Origin of the sequence: Streptomyces coeruleofuscus (assembly GCF_039532725.1) — a bacterium.
GTDB lineage: Bacteria > Actinomycetota > Actinomycetes > Streptomycetales > Streptomycetaceae > Streptomyces > Streptomyces coeruleofuscus.
In genome coordinates, this window is sequence record NZ_BAAASE010000004.1 from 305,195 (window position 1) to 318,512 (window position 13,318).

The window sequence follows — 13,318 nt, forward strand, 5'->3', positions numbered from 1 at the left end:
GTTAGAGTGCGGAAATGACGAGCCAGACCATCGCGAACACCCCGACACCGGAACAGATCCACCGGGCGCCCAAGGTTCTGCTGCACGACCACCTCGACGGCGGGCTGCGCCCCGCCACGATCGTCGAGCTCGCCCGCGCGACCGGCTACACCCAGCTTCCCGAGACCGACCCGGAGAAGCTCGGCGTCTGGTTCCGCGAGGCAGCCGACTCCGGTTCCCTGGAACGGTACTTGGAGACCTTCTCCCACACCGTCGGCGTCATGCAGACCCGCGACGCCCTGGTGCGGGTCGCCGCCGAGTGCGCCGAGGACCTCGCCGAGGACGGCGTCGTCTACGCCGAGGTGCGCTACGCCCCCGAACAGCACCTCGAAGGCGGTCTGAGCCTCGAAGAGGTCGTCGAGGCCGTCAACGAGGGCTTCCGGGAAGGCGAGCGCCGCGCCCGTGAGAGGGGCCTGCGCATCCGCGTCGGCGCCCTGCTCACCGCCATGCGGCACGCGGCCCGCGCCCTGGAGATCGCCGAACTCGCCAACCGCTACCGCGATCTTGGTGTCGTCGGCTTCGACATCGCCGGTGCCGAGGCCGGCTACCCGCCCACCCGGCACCTGGACGCCTTCGAGTACCTCAAGCGCGAGAACAACCACTTCACCATCCACGCCGGCGAGGCCTTCGGGCTGCCGTCCATCTGGCAGGCCCTCCAGTGGTGCGGCGCCGACCGGCTCGGGCACGGCGTGCGGATCATCGACGACATCCAGGTCCACGAGGACGGCAGTGTCGAACTCGGGCGGCTCGCCTCGTACGTCCGGGACAAGCGCATCCCCCTGGAGCTGTGCCCGAGCTCCAACCTCCAGACCGGGGCGGCGGCCTCGTACGCCGAGCACCCCATCGGACTGCTGCGCCGGCTGCACTTCCGGGCCACGGTGAACACCGACAACCGCCTCATGTCCCACACCAGCATGAGCCGGGAATTCGAGCACCTTGTCGAGGCGTTCGGTTACACGCTCGACGACATGCAGTGGTTCTCAGTCAATGCGATGAAATCAGCGTTCATTCCTTTCGATGAACGGCTGGCCATGATCAATGACGTGATCAAGCCCGGATACGCGGAGCTGAAATCCGAATGGCTGTTCCGGCAGACCGCTTCCACCAGCGGTTCTGCGGCTTCGGAGGGCTGACCAGGGGGTAATCGGCACACAGCGAATGCGGACGGTGTTCACAAGCCGTCCGCATTTCGATGTTTGCGGCGGGTGGTGCCGCCTGATTACGGTCGCCGCACCGCTCACACACCCCGTCATCCCATTGCGAGGACGCATTTTCATGAAGCAGTCTGCTGCCAAGTCCCTCGGTGTCGCCGCTCTCGGTGCCGCCTTCGCCGCCACCGGTGCGGGCGCCGCCAACGCCGCCCCGGCCGTCCCGGACACCGCCCAGGCGCTGGAGACCGTCACCCAGGCGCTCCCGGCGGAGCAGCTCTCCCAGAAGCTGCCGGCGGGCTCGGCCGAGGCGGTGGGCCAGGGGCAGACCTTGGCCGGTACCGGTCTCGCCACCGCCCAGCCGGTAGCCGGGCAGCTGCTCGCCCAGGGCCCGACCGGCCCGGCCGCCGGGCTGCTCGGCGGGCTCCCGGTGAACGGCGTTCCGGTCGCCTGACCCTCCCGCCCGGGCGGAACACACGCCGATGGGGCGCACCCCTGGAACCAGGGTGCGCCCCATCGGCGTTCTCGCGGACGGTCGTTACCAGGCTGCCTGTGCCTTGCTCTGCACCTTGTTCTCCGAGGGCAGCAGGATCCACAGCGCGATGTACAGCAGGAACTGCGGGCCGGGCAGCAGGCACGAGACCAGGAAGATCACCCGCATCGTCGTCGTGGAGGTGCCGAAGCGCCGGGCCAGTGCGGCGCACACTCCGCCGATCATGCGGCCTTGGGTGGGGCGGGCGAGGCGGGACATGTGCGTCTCCTTCAGCGTCGGGGTGTGAGGCCTCTCGTCCGAGTACCCCATCTGCACTCCACGCTACGGAGACGAAGGGGGCAAAGCGTCGCTCCACGGGGCGATCCCGACCCTGGGAATCGTCGGGGTCCGACCCTGAGCCGGCTCCTCCGCGGGGAGGGGCATGAGGGACAGGCCGACGGTGGTGCGGCGGCGCAGCCAGGAGCGGCCGGCCGGGACGAGCACGAGATGCGCGAGGGCCACGCCCGCGGTGTTCAGGAAGAGCGAGTCGACGTCGACGACCTGACCCGGAACGCCGGTCTGGAGCAGTTCGATGCCCAGCGACAGCAGGGCGCCGGCCGTGACCGTGCGCAGCAGGGACGCCAGCGGCGAGACGACCAGTCTCCCGCTCACCATCGGCAGCAGCACGCCCAGCGGGGCGAGCAGGGCCAGCCCCTCACAGATCCGCCGGGTCGCCTCGGGCCAGCCCAGGGCGAGATCGGCGCGGATGCCGTCGAACGGCCGCAGATTGGCGGGCATCACCCAGGGCACGTCCAGCGGCCGCAGCGTGAACCAGGCGACGAACGCGAGGTGTGCGACGAGGAGGACACCTCCCGTCACACGGATGCGGAACTCGGCGCTGCCGCCGATGGAGCCTTGACGCTGCACGCCCCCCTAGACGCGGCCTCCGGCAGGATCGGTTCCGGGATGCCCCCCGATACGCCTGTGAGGCATGCGCCACAGCCCGGCGGAATCCGGCCCGCTCACTCCCGGGGCACGTCCTTGGACGGGGGTTCCTTGCTGCCCGGGCGGGCCCGGACCTCGTCGGTGCACTCCCAGCGGCGCGGGGGCTCGGCGCCGGGGCCGCCCAGGACCACGGAGCCGTCACCCTCGGCGGCCGCCGAGTCGGAGAAGGTGCAGACGATCTGGGCGAGGGCGTACGAGGTGAGGCTGTCCGGCGTCAGGCTCAGCCGCAGCGTGTCCTCCGGGTCGCCGGGCCGTGGCCCGCTCACCTTGATGCCGCCGCGTACGTCCGTGCTGTAGCCGGCCTCCTTCTCGGCGGGCGACGGCGGCGCCGCGAGCTGGTCGAGGAGGCCCTGCGCCACCAGCATGCGCCGCTCGGAGTCGGCCGCGCCGTCCGGGACCCGTACGGTCCGGTCGACGGTCACCAGCGACGACCCGCACAGCAGGAACACCTGCACCGGCAGCCCCCGGGCGGCCTGCGTCGACACGTCCGGCTCGGCGAGCGAACACCGCACCCGCGACGGCGCGGGCCCGAAGTTCGTCGGCACCTCCGTGGCCCGGATCCCGCAGCCGGCGAGCAGCAGGGCGAGCACCGACACGGCACCGATCCGAGCCCTGGACACGAGACGTGTGGTCATCAGGCGTCCCCCTTCTCGCCCTGGCCCTGGCCGCTGTCGTCCCCGTGCTTCGGCTCGCCCTCGGCGGGCTGTTCCCCCGGCGCATAGGTGTGGCGCGGGAGCCGCAGGGTGAACACCGCGCCCGAGTCGGGCGAGTTGGCCGCGGTGATCTCGCCGCCGTGGATGTGGGCGTTCTCCAGGGCGATGGACAGGCCCAGGCCGCTGCCCTCGGAGCGCGGCCGGGAGGCGCTGGCCTTGTAGAAACGGTCGAAGACGTGCGGCAGGACGTCCTCGGGGATGCCGGGCCCGTGGTCCTGCACCTCGATGAGGAGCGAGTCGTCGGCCTCACGAACGGACACCCGCACCGGGGAGCCGCCGTGCTTGAGCGCGTTGCCGATGAGGTTGGCCAGGATGACGTCCAGACGGCGCGGATCCAGCCGGGCGTGGATGCCGCGCTCGGCGTCCAGCTCGACCGCGTCCAGCCAGGCGCGGGCGTCGATGCAGGCGGTGATCTGGTCGGCGATGTCGACGTCGTCCAGGACGAGCCGGGCCGTGCCCGCGTCGAAGCGGGTGACCTCCATCAGGTTCTCGACCAGGTCGTTCAGCCGCCGCGTCTCGCTGACCACCAGCCGCACGGCGGGCTCGATCATCGGGTCCATGCTCCCGGTCTCCGCCTCCAGCTCCTCCTCCAGCACCTCCGTCACGGCGGTGATGGCGGTGAGCGGCGTACGCAGCTCATGGCTCATGTCGGCCACGAACCGCCGGGACGCATCGTCCCGCGCGGCCATGTCGGCGACCCGTTTCTCCAGTGCCTCGGCCGCCTTGTTGAACGTCCGTGACAGATCGGCGAGTTCGTCGGTCCCGGACACCCGGAGCCGGGTGTCCAGCTTGCCCTCCCCGAGCCGCCGCGCGGCCGTCCCGAGCCGCTGCACCGGCTTCAGCACGGTCGTCGCGGCGGCCTGCGCGAGCAGCGCCGAGCCGATCAGCGCGAGCCCCGTGGCGATCCCCAGCGACCAGGCCAGCGAGTTGAGGTCCTTCGCCTCCGGCTCCAGCGACTTCAGCATGTAACCGGTCGGACCGCCGCCGATCACCCGCGTCCCGGCCACGAGGTAGGGCGTGTCGTGGTCGACGACCCGCTGCCAGTACAGGTGGTGCGGGTGCTTGACCTCCCCGTCGACCTTCTGCGTCTTGTTCACCGCCGTGCGCAGCGAGACGGGCACGTCCCGCAGCGAGAAGCCGCTCAGCCCGCCGGAGCTGCCGTAGACGGTCCTGCCGTCGGCGTTGCTCCCGACCAGCAGCACGCTGAAGCGCTGGTCGCTGCCCGCCATCTGGCCCGCGGTGTGCTGGAGCTCGTCCTGCGTCGGACGCTCGGGCAGCGCGCCCGCCCGGTTCTGCATCTCCTGCTCGAAGTCGCGCAGCACGGCGTCCTGGGTGCGGGTGAGCACGGCCTCGCGGTTGAGCCAGTACGCGATGCCGGACGCGGACACGGCGGCCGTCAGTGCCACCAGGCCGAAGACGACGACCAGCCTCAGTCGCAGGCTGGTGAAGCGCAGCCGCGACAGAACTCCCTTGCGCGCCGCGGTCCAGCCGCGGTCCCCCCCTTGGTGGTGCCGCTGTGTCACTGAGGCGGATCCAGCCGGTAGCCGACACCACGCACGGTCCGGATCAGCGTCGGGGACGAGGGCACGTCCTCGACCTTGGCGCGCAGCCGCTGGACACAGGCGTCCACCAGCCGCGAGTCGCCCAGGTAGTCGTGCTCCCACACCAGCCGCAGCAGCTGCTGCCGGGACAGCGCCTGCCCCGGCCGCCGGCTCAGCTCCAGCAGCAGCCGCAGCTCGGTCGGCGTGAGCTGGAGGTCCTCGCCGTTCTTCGTCACGGTCATCGCCGAGCGGTCGATGACCAGGCTGCCGAAGCTCGCCGCGTCGTTCGACTCCCGCTCGCCGCGCCGCAGCACCGCCCGGATCCGGGCGTCCAGCACCCGCCCCTGCACCGGTTTGACGACGTAGTCGTCGGCGCCGGACTCCAGCCCGACGACCACGTCGATGTCGTCGTTGCGCGCGGTCAGCAGGATGATCGGCAACTGGTCCGTGCGCCGGATGCGACGGCACACCTCGAACCCGTCGATGCCGGGCAGCATCACATCCAGCACGATCAGATCCGGCCGCTGCTCGCGCAGCAGCTTCAGACCGTCCTCACCACTGGCAGCGGTCGCCACCCGGTGACCCTGGCGCGTCAGAGAGAGCTCCAGGGCCGTCCGGATGGCGTCGTCGTCCTCGATCAGCAACAGGGAAGGCACGGGCTCATTCTGGCCTATGGAGGGGTCACGGTTCGACCTGTGGGCCGAGATGAGATCCGCGCGTAGCTCCGGCGCCTGTGTACAGGGTGTGTCCGCCATATGGCCGACCCCTGTGACAGGTCTGTGACAGTCGGCGGACACGGCCATGAAAGTGCCGCGGCAAGCTTTTCGGCACAAGGCAGGAAAGCCCGCCCGACCGGCGGGCCGCACACCGGAAGTCCACGACGGGGGGCGCGAGATGAACACGCTGCACGGCACCAGCACCAGCGCAGTGATCACGCGTCTGCACGACGTGGGCCGGGGTTCCGAGAAGTCCGGTGCCGTGAGCGGGCGGGGGTGCGCTCGCGGCACCGGGCGTCAGCACACCGCCTTCATGACGGTGGTTGACGCACACACGGGGGAGAACAAGGGGTCGGGGGCGACTCACGGGGGAGCCGCGTACAGGGAGGACTCGGGGGAGCGCCGCTCGCTGTCGGAGGCGGAGTTCACCGCCTACGTCCAGGAGCGCCGCGCCTCCCTGTACGCCACCGCCTACCACCTCACCGGCGACCGCTTCGAGGCGGAGGACCTGCTCCAGAGCGCGCTGTTCTCGACGTACAGGGCCTGGGACCGGATCAGCGACAAGGCCGCGGTCGGCGGATACCTCCGCCGCACCATGACCAACCTGCACATCAGCGCCTGGCGGCGCCGCAAGCTCAACGAGTACCCGACCGAGGAACTCCCGGAGACGCCCGGCGACACGGACGCGATGCGCGGCACCGAGCTGCGCGCGGTCCTGTGGCAGGCGCTGGCCCGGCTGCCCGAGCTCCAGCGCACCATGCTGGTCCTGCGCTACTACGAGGGCCGCACGGACCCGGAGATCGCGGAGATCCTCGACATCAGTGTCGGCACGGTGAAGTCCAGCATCTGGCGGTCGCTCCGTCGGCTGCGCGAGGACGAGGTCCTCAGCTTCGGCCGTGACGAGGAGGACGCCTTCGGCGAGCTCGTCGCCTGAAGGTTGGGGGGAAGCACCAAAAGGGGCCCCACGGGGGAGTGGAACCGGGACCCACGGGGGAACTGCGGAGGCGCTGGGGGGCGTCTCCTCAGGAGAGTGGGGGGAACACGGGGGAGGACAACGGGGGGAGCACAGGAGCGGGACTGGAGGACCGGGGGGTCCGTCCGGTCCCGCTTTCTTTTGTTTCCTCTGCTCGTCTGTTCGTCCCTCAGGCCGCTGCACGGAGGGACGCGCACCGGCCCGCCGCCGCGGCCGCCAGCCGCCCCATCGCCTCGTCGCGGTCGCAGGCGTACGCGCCCAGCGCGGTCTGGCGGGCGACGATCGAGCGTTCCTCCCGCATCAGACGCCAGCCGCGACGCAGCAGGAACGGCACCGACTTGCGGCCCTCCCTCAGATCCCGCAGGAAGCGGCGGCGGAACGTCTTCACCGGGCCGCGGCTCAGGCAGAGCGCGTCGGCGAGGACGCCGAGCTCCCGGCAGCGCGTGACGATTTCCGCGGCGAAGATGCCCTCCGCGATGAACAGCGGGGTACGCCCGATGTCCACCGTCTCCGTGCCGGTGCGGGCGCTCCGCGCGATGTCGTAGACGGGGACGTCCGTCCGGCCCGTGCGGCACAGCCGGGTGATCGCGGCGACGGCCGTGTCGGCGTCCCACGACTCCGGATGGTCCCAGTCGATGTCCGAACTCCCCGCCACCAGCGGCAGCGTCGGGTCGTCGCCCTCCTTGTAGAAGTCGTCGAGCCGCAGCACCGGGAGGCCGGAGCGGGCCGCGAGGAGGGACTTGCCGGAGCCGGATGGGCCGCAGAGCAGCACGACTCGCGTCGGTATGGGCAGAGGAGAACTCACGGGACACCAGTGTGAGGCATCCACCGGGGGCCGTACGACCCCGCGGGTCGGCTTTGATGCGCGCGTCACACCTCAACTACCCTTGGTGTTTAATCGATTACCCAGTGCATCAGAAGGTGGCAGCGATGGCCCGACACGACTCACCCAAGAAGCCGACCGTCCAGCGTGCCCTGACCCTCCTCGCGACCGCGGGAATGGCGCTGGGAGCGGGTACGGCTACGGCCGCCGCGGGCACCGGCTCGGTCTTGGACGATGCCCGCACCTCTCTCGGCAGGACCGACGCCCGGTCCGGCCTCCAGGCTGCGACCGACACCCTCGGCCACACCACCGGCCCGGTCGCGGGCCTCAAGCCCAACCCTCTCGCCGGCACGGGAGCCGACCCGCTCGACAACGGCGTCGGCACCGAGGTCGCCGACTTCAAGCCGGTGACGTCCAAGGAGCTGACGGGGCCGGTGGCGCAGGCGCAGTCGATCGAGAGCATTCCGGTGGTGGGGCAGGCGGCGGGGTCGCTGTCGAAGTAGCTCACCGGCCCCGCAGCGGGACCTCCCGGACCAGCCAGGACACCGCGAACGCCACGGCGCACAGCGCGGCCGTGCCGAGCGCGACCCCGTGCAGCCCGTCCACCACGCCCGTCCGGACGGCGTGCCGGACGGGTTCCGGAAGGTCCCGCAGCAGCTCGGGTGTGAGCTCGCCGCCGGTCAGCCGCGCGCCGTCGGCGCCGAGCCGGTCCGTGACGGTGGCCGTGAGGCGGCCCGTGTAGACGGAGCCGAGGACCGCGACACCGAGCGACCCGCCGATGGTGCGCAGCAGCGTCTGGGTGCCACTGGCCGCACCCATGTCACGCGGTTCCGCGCTGTTCATCGTGATGAGCATCGTCGGCTGCATCAGACAGCCGATGCCCACGCCGAGCAGCAACGTCAGGCCTGAGGCCACCGGCGCCGACGTCGTGGTGCCGAGGGTCAGCAGAGCCAGCGCCCCGGCCGCGGCCAGCGCGCCGCCCGCGATGGGGTAGAGGCGATAGTGGCCGCCGTCGCCGACCCGGCGGCCGATGACGAGCTGGGCGCCCATCATGCCCAGCATCAACGGGAGCAGCAGCAGCCCGCTCTCGGTGGACGACATGTCCCGGACGAACTGCATGTACTGCGGCAGATAGCTCGCCGCCGCCAGCATGGCCGCGCCGGTGACAAAGCTGAGGACCTGCGCCACGGTGAAGTTGCGGTCGCGGAACAGCCGGGGCGGGATCACCGGTTCCGGGGCGCGCCGCTCGACCCGCACGAAGGTGGCCAGCGCGATCGCGGAGACCACGGCGAGCCCCATGATCTGCGGTGACGACCAGGCGTACGTCGTCCCCGCCCAACTCCCCAGCAGCGTCAGGGCCAGGATCGCGCCGGTCAGCAGCCCGGCGCCGGCGAGGTCGATGCGCGGCTCGGCACGGGTGGCGCGCAGCCGCACCCCGAAGCCGACGAGTGCGAGCGCCACGGCGCCGACCGGAACGTTGACGTAGAACACCCAGCGCCAGTCGAGCTGGTCGGTGAGGAAGCCGCCGACCAGCGGGCCGCCGATCATCGCCGCGGGCAGCAGTACCCCGATCAGCGACTGGGCGCGCCCGGCCTCCGCCGGAGTGAGCAACGTGCCGATGAGCGCGAGCGCACCCACGAACAGTCCGCCCGCGCCGATTCCCTGAAGGGCCCGGAAGGCGATCAACTGGCCCATGTCCTGGGCGACTCCGCACAGCACGGAGCCGATGAGGAACACGGTGATGGAGGTGAGGTAGCCGTACTTGTGGCCGTACAGGTCGCCGAGTTTGCCCCAGATGGGCGTGGTGACGGCGGTGGTGAGCAGGTAGGCCGTGATCACCCAGGACAGGTGGTCCAGGCCGCCCAGGTCTCCGACGATGGTGGGCAGTGCGGTGCCGACGACGGTTCCGTCGAGCGTGGCGAGCACGATGCCGAGCAGCAGGCCGAGGATGACGAGCCGGGAGGGCGGGGGGTCCGGCCGGGCCGGGTCCGCTGTGGTGCCCGCAGGTGAGTCCATGGCCTCCTCGGGGCGGGCCCCGGCCGTCATGCGACGTAGCCGCGGACGGACTTGGCGTCCCGCAGGGCGTGGCCCCACCAGGCGAGCTGGTCGAGCAGGGCCTTCGCGGCCGTGTCGGCGGCGGGGTCGGTGCAGTTGCCGTCCGCGTCGAAGCGGCTCCACGCGTCGTGGAGGCTGACGGTGTTGCGAATGGTCATGGCGTTCAGCTCGGCCATGACGACCCGCAGCTGTTCCACGGCGCGCAGACCGCCGGACAGGCCGCCGTACGAGACGAAGCCGACGGGCTTGCCGTGCCACTCCTCGTTGTGCCAGTCGATCGCGTTCTTCAGGGACGCCGGAAAGCTGTGGTTGTACTCGGGCGTGACGAGGACGAAGGCGTCGGCCTGCGCGAGGCGCGGTGACACGAGGGCCAACCGCTCCTCGGTGCCGGGCGGCGGCTGCTGACCGAACGCCGGGAACACCGTAGGCAGCGGTGTCTCCGCGAGGTCCACGACGTCGGCGCGCAGATCGTCGCGCTGGTCGAGGTGGCCGGTCAGCCACTTCGTCACCACGGGCGCGAAACGTCCTTCCCGGGTCGAGCCGACGAGGACGGTGACGCGGAGGGGTGGGGTGGTGGCGGGCATGAGTGTCCCCTTGGTGGTGTACGACGTATCTGGATGCGTACAACGTACACAGCGATGTGTACGCCGTCTACTGGCGATACGCTGTATACGACGGTCGAGGGAGAGGAGCCGGACCATGGCGGTCGCGAAGCAGGAGGGCGAAGAGAGCGGGACCGAGGCACCTTCTCTCTGGGAGCGCATGGAGCGGCCCGCCCCGGCGCCCCGTACCTCGCTGACCCTGGAGCGGATCGCCGCCGCCGCGGTCGAGATCGCCGACGAGGAGGGTGGCGCGGCCGTCACCATGCGCCGCCTCGCGGCGAAGCTCGGCGTCGCCCCCATGGCGGCCTATCGGCACGTCGACGGCAAGGATGACCTCTGGGCGCTCATGATCGACCGGGTGTCCCGGGAGCTGACCGTGCCGGACGGGACGACGGGCTGGCGGGAGGTGCTGCGCTCCTACGCCCTCCAGACCCGGGACCTGATGCTCGCCCACCCGTGGATGGCGGTCATGCCCACCCCGGTGATCATGCTGACGCCGTCGCGGATGGCCGTGGCCGAACGGGGATTGTCCGTGCTCGCCGCCCACGGTCTGGACGCCGACTCGGGAATGGCCGTCCTGCGGGCCGTCACCTCCTTCGTGCACGGCGCGGCCCAGACCGAGATCGCCCTGCGCGACTACCAGGAACGCCACGGCTGGACCAGCGGCGACGAGACCCGCGAGGCGCTGGCCCCGCAGATGCGCTACCTGATGGGCACGGGCCGCTACCCGGCCTTCGAGCAGTACGCCCTCGGCGCGAGCCGCAAGGACGACCGGGCCTGGGAGTTCGTGTTCGGCCTCGACTGCGTGCTCGACGGCATCGCGCAGCGGCTCGGGATCTGACGGGGGCGTACGCGAAAGAAGCCCCGGCCCTCCTGGACGGAGGAGGGCCGGGGCTTCCGCTGTGGAGGGGTGCCTAGTACGAGGAACCCGACGCGCCCAGTGACCCCGTGGGGTGCCAGACCGTTTTGGTCTCCAGGAACGCCGTCATGCGGTCGATGCCGGGAGTCTCCGCGTAATCCACAGGCTGTGGACGGAGAACACGCTTGAGGTTGTCGGCCGCGGCGATCTCCAGTTCCTTCGCGAGGACCTCGTCGGCGCCCGCGAGGTCGATCGCGTTGACGTCCTGGTGGGCCGCCAGCGAGGGCGCGATCTCCGCCGTGCGGCCCGAGAGGACGTTGACCACGCCGCCGGGGACGTCCGAGGTCGCCAGCACCTCGGCGAGGGACAGCGCGGGGAGCGGGGACTTCTCGCTCGCCACCACGACAGCCGTGTTGCCGGTCGCGATCACCGGGGCGAGCACCGACACCAGGCCCAGGAAGGACGACTCCTGGGGCGCCAGGACCGCGACCACGCCCGTCGGCTCGGGGGAGGACAGGTTGAAGAACGGGCCCGCGACCGGGTTGCCGCCGCCGACCACCTGGGCGATCTTGTCGGTCCAGCCCGCGTACCAGACCCAGCGGTCGATCGTCGCGTCCACGACCGCCGCCGCCTTGGACTTCGACAGCCCCTCGGCGTCGGCCACCTCACGCGTGAACTGGTCGCGGCGGCCCTCCAGCATCTCGGCGACGCGGTAGAGGACCTGGCCGCGGTTGTACGCCGTCGCGCCGGACCAGCCGCCGAACGCCTTGCGGGCTGCCACCACCGCGTCACGGGCGTCCTTGCGGGAGGACAGGGGTGCGTTGGCCAGCCACTTGCCCTTCGAGTCGGTCACTTCGTACACCCGGCCGCTCTCGGAACGCGGGAACTTCCCGCCGACGTACAGCTTGTAGGTCTTCAGAACGGTGAGCCGATCAGACATCGAGGTACGCCTCCAGGCCGTGGCGGCCGCCCTCGCGGCCGAAGCCCGACTCCTTGTAACCGCCGAACGGCGACGTCGGGTCGAACTTGTTGAACGTGTTGGACCAGACGACGCCCGCGCGGAGCTTGTTCGCGACCGCCAGGATGCGGGAGCCCTTCTCCGTCCAGATGCCGGCCGAGAGGCCGTACGGCGTGTTGTTGGCCTTGGCGACCGCCTCGTCCGGGGTGCGGAAGGTCAGCACCGACAGCACCGGGCCGAAGATCTCGTCCCGGGCGACGGTGTGCGCCTGGGTGACGTTCGTGAAGAGCGTCGGGGCGAACCAGTAGCCGCTCTCCGGCAGTTCACAGGCCGGCGACCAGCGCTCGGCGCCCTCCGCCTCGCCCTGCTCGACGAGGGAGGTGATGCGCGTGAGCTGTTCCTCGGAGTTGATCGCGCCGATGTCCGTGTTCTTGTCGAGCGGGTCGCCGAGGCGGAGCGTCGACAGCCGGCGCTTCAGGGACTCCAGCAGCTCGTCCTGGATCGACTCCTGGACCAGCAGGCGGCTGCCCGCGCAGCAGACCTGGCCCTGGTTGAAGAAGATGCCGTTCACGATGCCCTCGACGGCCTGGTCGATCGGGGCGTCGTCGAAGACGATGTTGGCGCCCTTGCCGCCCAGCTCCAGCGTGACCTTCTTGCGGGTGCCGGCGACCGTGCGGGCGATCTCCTTGCCGACGGCCGTGGAGCCGGTGAAGGCGACCTTGTTCACGTCCGGGTGGGCCACCAGCGCCGCGCCCGCGCCGCCGTAGCCGGGGAGGATGTTGACGACGCCCTTCGGCAGGCCCGCCTGGCGGCAGATGTCCGCGAAGAACAGCGCCGAGAGCGGGGTCGTCTCGGCCGGCTTCAGGACGACCGTGTTGCCGGTCGCGAGCGCCGGGGCGATCTTCCACGCCAGCATCAGCAGCGGGAAGTTCCAGGGGATGACCTGGCCCGCCACACCCAGCGGCCGCGGGTTCGCGCCGAAGCCGGCGTGGTCGAGCTTGTCGGCCCAGCCCGCGTAGTAGAAGAAGTGCGCGGCGACGAGCGGGAGGTCGGCGTCCCTCGTCTCCTTGATGGGCTTGCCGTTGTCCAGCGTCTCCAGGACGGCCAGCTCCCGGCTGCGCTCCTGGACGATCCGCGCGATGCGGAACAGGTACTTGGCGCGCTCCGAGCCGGGCAGCGCCGACCACTTCTCGAAGGCCTTGCGAGCGGCCTGGACCGCGCGGTCGACGTCCGCCTCGCCTGCCTGGGCGACCTCCGAGAGGACCTCCTCGGAGCTCGGCGAGACCGTCTTGAAGACCTTGCCGTCGGCCGCCTCCACGAACTCGCCGTCGATGAACAGGCCGTACGAGGGCGCGATGTCGACGATCGAGCGCGACTCGGGCGCCGGGGCGTATTCGAATACCGATGCCATGGT

The 13,318-nt window shown here is 71.1% G+C and carries 15 protein-coding genes; 5 read left to right on the forward strand and 10 right to left on the reverse strand.

What is annotated here, in order from left to right:
- The first annotated feature begins 14 nt into the window (after positions 1 to 14).
- Entirely contained in the window at positions 15 to 1,172 is a 1,158-nt protein-coding gene (locus tag ABFX81_RS16785) for an adenosine deaminase (RefSeq protein ID WP_086854173.1), read from the forward strand.
- A gap of 142 nt (positions 1,173 to 1,314) precedes the next feature.
- Positions 1,315 to 1,641, forward strand: coding sequence for an ATP-binding protein (locus tag ABFX81_RS16790; RefSeq protein WP_086854172.1), 327 nt, complete (start codon positions 1,315 to 1,317; stop codon positions 1,639 to 1,641).
- A gap of 84 nt (positions 1,642 to 1,725) precedes the next feature.
- Here ABFX81_RS16790 and ABFX81_RS16795 read toward each other — a convergent pair whose 3' ends face one another.
- The 5 genes from ABFX81_RS16795 to afsQ1 all read right to left on the reverse strand — a co-directional run bounded on the left by ABFX81_RS16795 (position 1,726) and on the right by afsQ1 (position 5,574).
- A complete protein-coding gene (locus tag ABFX81_RS16795) occupies positions 1,726 to 1,938 on the reverse strand; it encodes a PspC domain-containing protein (protein ID WP_086854171.1) in 213 nt (70 codons plus the stop codon).
- 63 nt (positions 1,939 to 2,001) lie between these two features.
- Positions 2,002 to 2,586, reverse strand: a complete 585-nt coding sequence (locus tag ABFX81_RS16800) for a VanZ family protein (protein ID WP_086854170.1) — start codon at positions 2,584 to 2,586, stop codon at positions 2,002 to 2,004.
- Between the two features lie 95 nt (positions 2,587 to 2,681).
- A complete protein-coding gene (locus tag ABFX81_RS16805) occupies positions 2,682 to 3,299 on the reverse strand; it encodes a hypothetical protein (RefSeq protein ID WP_086854169.1) in 618 nt (205 codons plus the stop codon).
- The gene (locus ABFX81_RS16810) at positions 3,299 to 4,900 is read right to left on the reverse strand and encodes an ATP-binding protein (RefSeq protein WP_346138262.1); all 1,602 of its coding nucleotides are present in this window, start codon (positions 4,898 to 4,900) and stop codon (positions 3,299 to 3,301) included. Before ABFX81_RS16810 ends, ABFX81_RS16805 begins: the two co-directional genes overlap by 1 nt.
- Positions 4,897 to 5,574 (reverse strand): two-component system response regulator AfsQ1, encoded by a 678-nt coding sequence (gene afsQ1, locus ABFX81_RS16815; RefSeq protein ID WP_150482700.1) that lies wholly within the window; start codon positions 5,572 to 5,574, stop codon positions 4,897 to 4,899. The genes ABFX81_RS16810 and afsQ1 overlap by 4 nt, the downstream gene beginning before the upstream one ends.
- A gap of 238 nt (positions 5,575 to 5,812) precedes the next feature.
- On the opposite strand from afsQ1, the gene ABFX81_RS16820 reads away from it, so the two are divergent.
- Positions 5,813 to 6,568, forward strand: a complete 756-nt coding sequence (locus tag ABFX81_RS16820) for a SigE family RNA polymerase sigma factor (protein ID WP_346138263.1) — start codon at positions 5,813 to 5,815, stop codon at positions 6,566 to 6,568.
- Positions 6,569 to 6,776: 208 nt separating this feature from the next.
- Here the strand turns inward: ABFX81_RS16820 and ABFX81_RS16825 are convergent, their stop codons facing one another.
- A complete protein-coding gene (locus tag ABFX81_RS16825) occupies positions 6,777 to 7,481 on the reverse strand; it encodes a uridine kinase family protein (protein ID WP_346138264.1) in 705 nt (234 codons plus the stop codon).
- A 56-nt stretch (positions 7,482 to 7,537) separates the two neighbouring features.
- Between ABFX81_RS16825 and ABFX81_RS16830 the strand changes: the two genes are divergently transcribed.
- A complete protein-coding gene (locus ABFX81_RS16830; RefSeq protein ID WP_346138265.1) occupies positions 7,538 to 7,933 on the forward strand; it encodes a hypothetical protein in 396 nt (131 codons plus the stop codon).
- Position 7,934: 1 nt separating this feature from the next.
- Here ABFX81_RS16830 and ABFX81_RS16835 read toward each other — a convergent pair whose 3' ends face one another.
- Both ABFX81_RS16835 and ABFX81_RS16840 read right to left on the reverse strand, forming a co-directional pair.
- Positions 7,935 to 9,446, reverse strand: a complete 1,512-nt coding sequence (locus tag ABFX81_RS16835) for an MDR family MFS transporter (RefSeq protein WP_346138266.1) — start codon at positions 9,444 to 9,446, stop codon at positions 7,935 to 7,937.
- Positions 9,447 to 9,472: 26 nt separating this feature from the next.
- Positions 9,473 to 10,069: an NAD(P)H-dependent oxidoreductase gene (locus ABFX81_RS16840; protein ID WP_086850985.1), complete on the reverse strand. Its 597-nt coding sequence runs from the start codon at positions 10,067 to 10,069 to the stop codon at positions 9,473 to 9,475.
- Positions 10,070 to 10,184: 115 nt separating this feature from the next.
- On the opposite strand from ABFX81_RS16840, the gene ABFX81_RS16845 reads away from it, so the two are divergent.
- Positions 10,185 to 10,928: a TetR/AcrR family transcriptional regulator C-terminal domain-containing protein gene (locus tag ABFX81_RS16845; protein WP_086850983.1), complete on the forward strand. Its 744-nt coding sequence runs from the start codon at positions 10,185 to 10,187 to the stop codon at positions 10,926 to 10,928.
- Positions 10,929 to 11,001: 73 nt separating this feature from the next.
- On the opposite strand, the gene ABFX81_RS16850 is transcribed toward ABFX81_RS16845, so the two are convergent.
- Together ABFX81_RS16850 and ABFX81_RS16855 are read right to left on the reverse strand one after the other, a co-directional pair.
- The gene (locus tag ABFX81_RS16850) at positions 11,002 to 11,886 is read right to left on the reverse strand and encodes an aldehyde dehydrogenase family protein (RefSeq protein WP_086850980.1); all 885 of its coding nucleotides are present in this window, start codon (positions 11,884 to 11,886) and stop codon (positions 11,002 to 11,004) included.
- Positions 11,879 to 13,315: an aldehyde dehydrogenase family protein gene (locus ABFX81_RS16855; RefSeq protein ID WP_086850978.1), complete on the reverse strand. Its 1,437-nt coding sequence runs from the start codon at positions 13,313 to 13,315 to the stop codon at positions 11,879 to 11,881. Before ABFX81_RS16855 ends, ABFX81_RS16850 begins: the two co-directional genes overlap by 8 nt.
- Between the last annotated feature and the right edge of the window lie 3 nt (positions 13,316 to 13,318).

Excerpts from the sequence above, each read along its gene's own strand:
- ABFX81_RS16835 (WP_346138266.1), bottom strand. The coding sequence starts at position 9,446 with ATGGACTCACCTGCGGGCACCACAGCGGACCCGGCCCGGCCGGACCCC.
- ABFX81_RS16850 (WP_086850980.1), bottom strand. The coding sequence starts at position 11,886 with ATGTCTGATCGGCTCACCGTTCTGAAGACCTACAAGCTGTACGTCGGC.
- ABFX81_RS16805 (WP_086854169.1), bottom strand. The coding sequence starts at position 3,299 with ATGACCACACGTCTCGTGTCCAGGGCTCGGATCGGTGCCGTGTCGGTG.
- ABFX81_RS16820 (WP_346138263.1), top strand. The coding sequence starts at position 5,813 with ATGAACACGCTGCACGGCACCAGCACCAGCGCAGTGATCACGCGTCTG.
- ABFX81_RS16785 (WP_086854173.1), top strand. The coding sequence starts at position 15 with ATGACGAGCCAGACCATCGCGAACACCCCGACACCGGAACAGATCCAC.
- ABFX81_RS16840 (WP_086850985.1), bottom strand. The coding sequence starts at position 10,069 with ATGCCCGCCACCACCCCACCCCTCCGCGTCACCGTCCTCGTCGGCTCG.
- ABFX81_RS16830 (WP_346138265.1), top strand. The coding sequence starts at position 7,538 with ATGGCCCGACACGACTCACCCAAGAAGCCGACCGTCCAGCGTGCCCTG.
- ABFX81_RS16795 (WP_086854171.1), bottom strand. The coding sequence starts at position 1,938 with ATGTCCCGCCTCGCCCGCCCCACCCAAGGCCGCATGATCGGCGGAGTG.
- ABFX81_RS16790 (WP_086854172.1), top strand. The coding sequence starts at position 1,315 with ATGAAGCAGTCTGCTGCCAAGTCCCTCGGTGTCGCCGCTCTCGGTGCC.
- ABFX81_RS16855 (WP_086850978.1), bottom strand. The coding sequence starts at position 13,315 with ATGGCATCGGTATTCGAATACGCCCCGGCGCCCGAGTCGCGCTCGATC.
- ABFX81_RS16845 (WP_086850983.1), top strand. The coding sequence starts at position 10,185 with ATGGCGGTCGCGAAGCAGGAGGGCGAAGAGAGCGGGACCGAGGCACCT.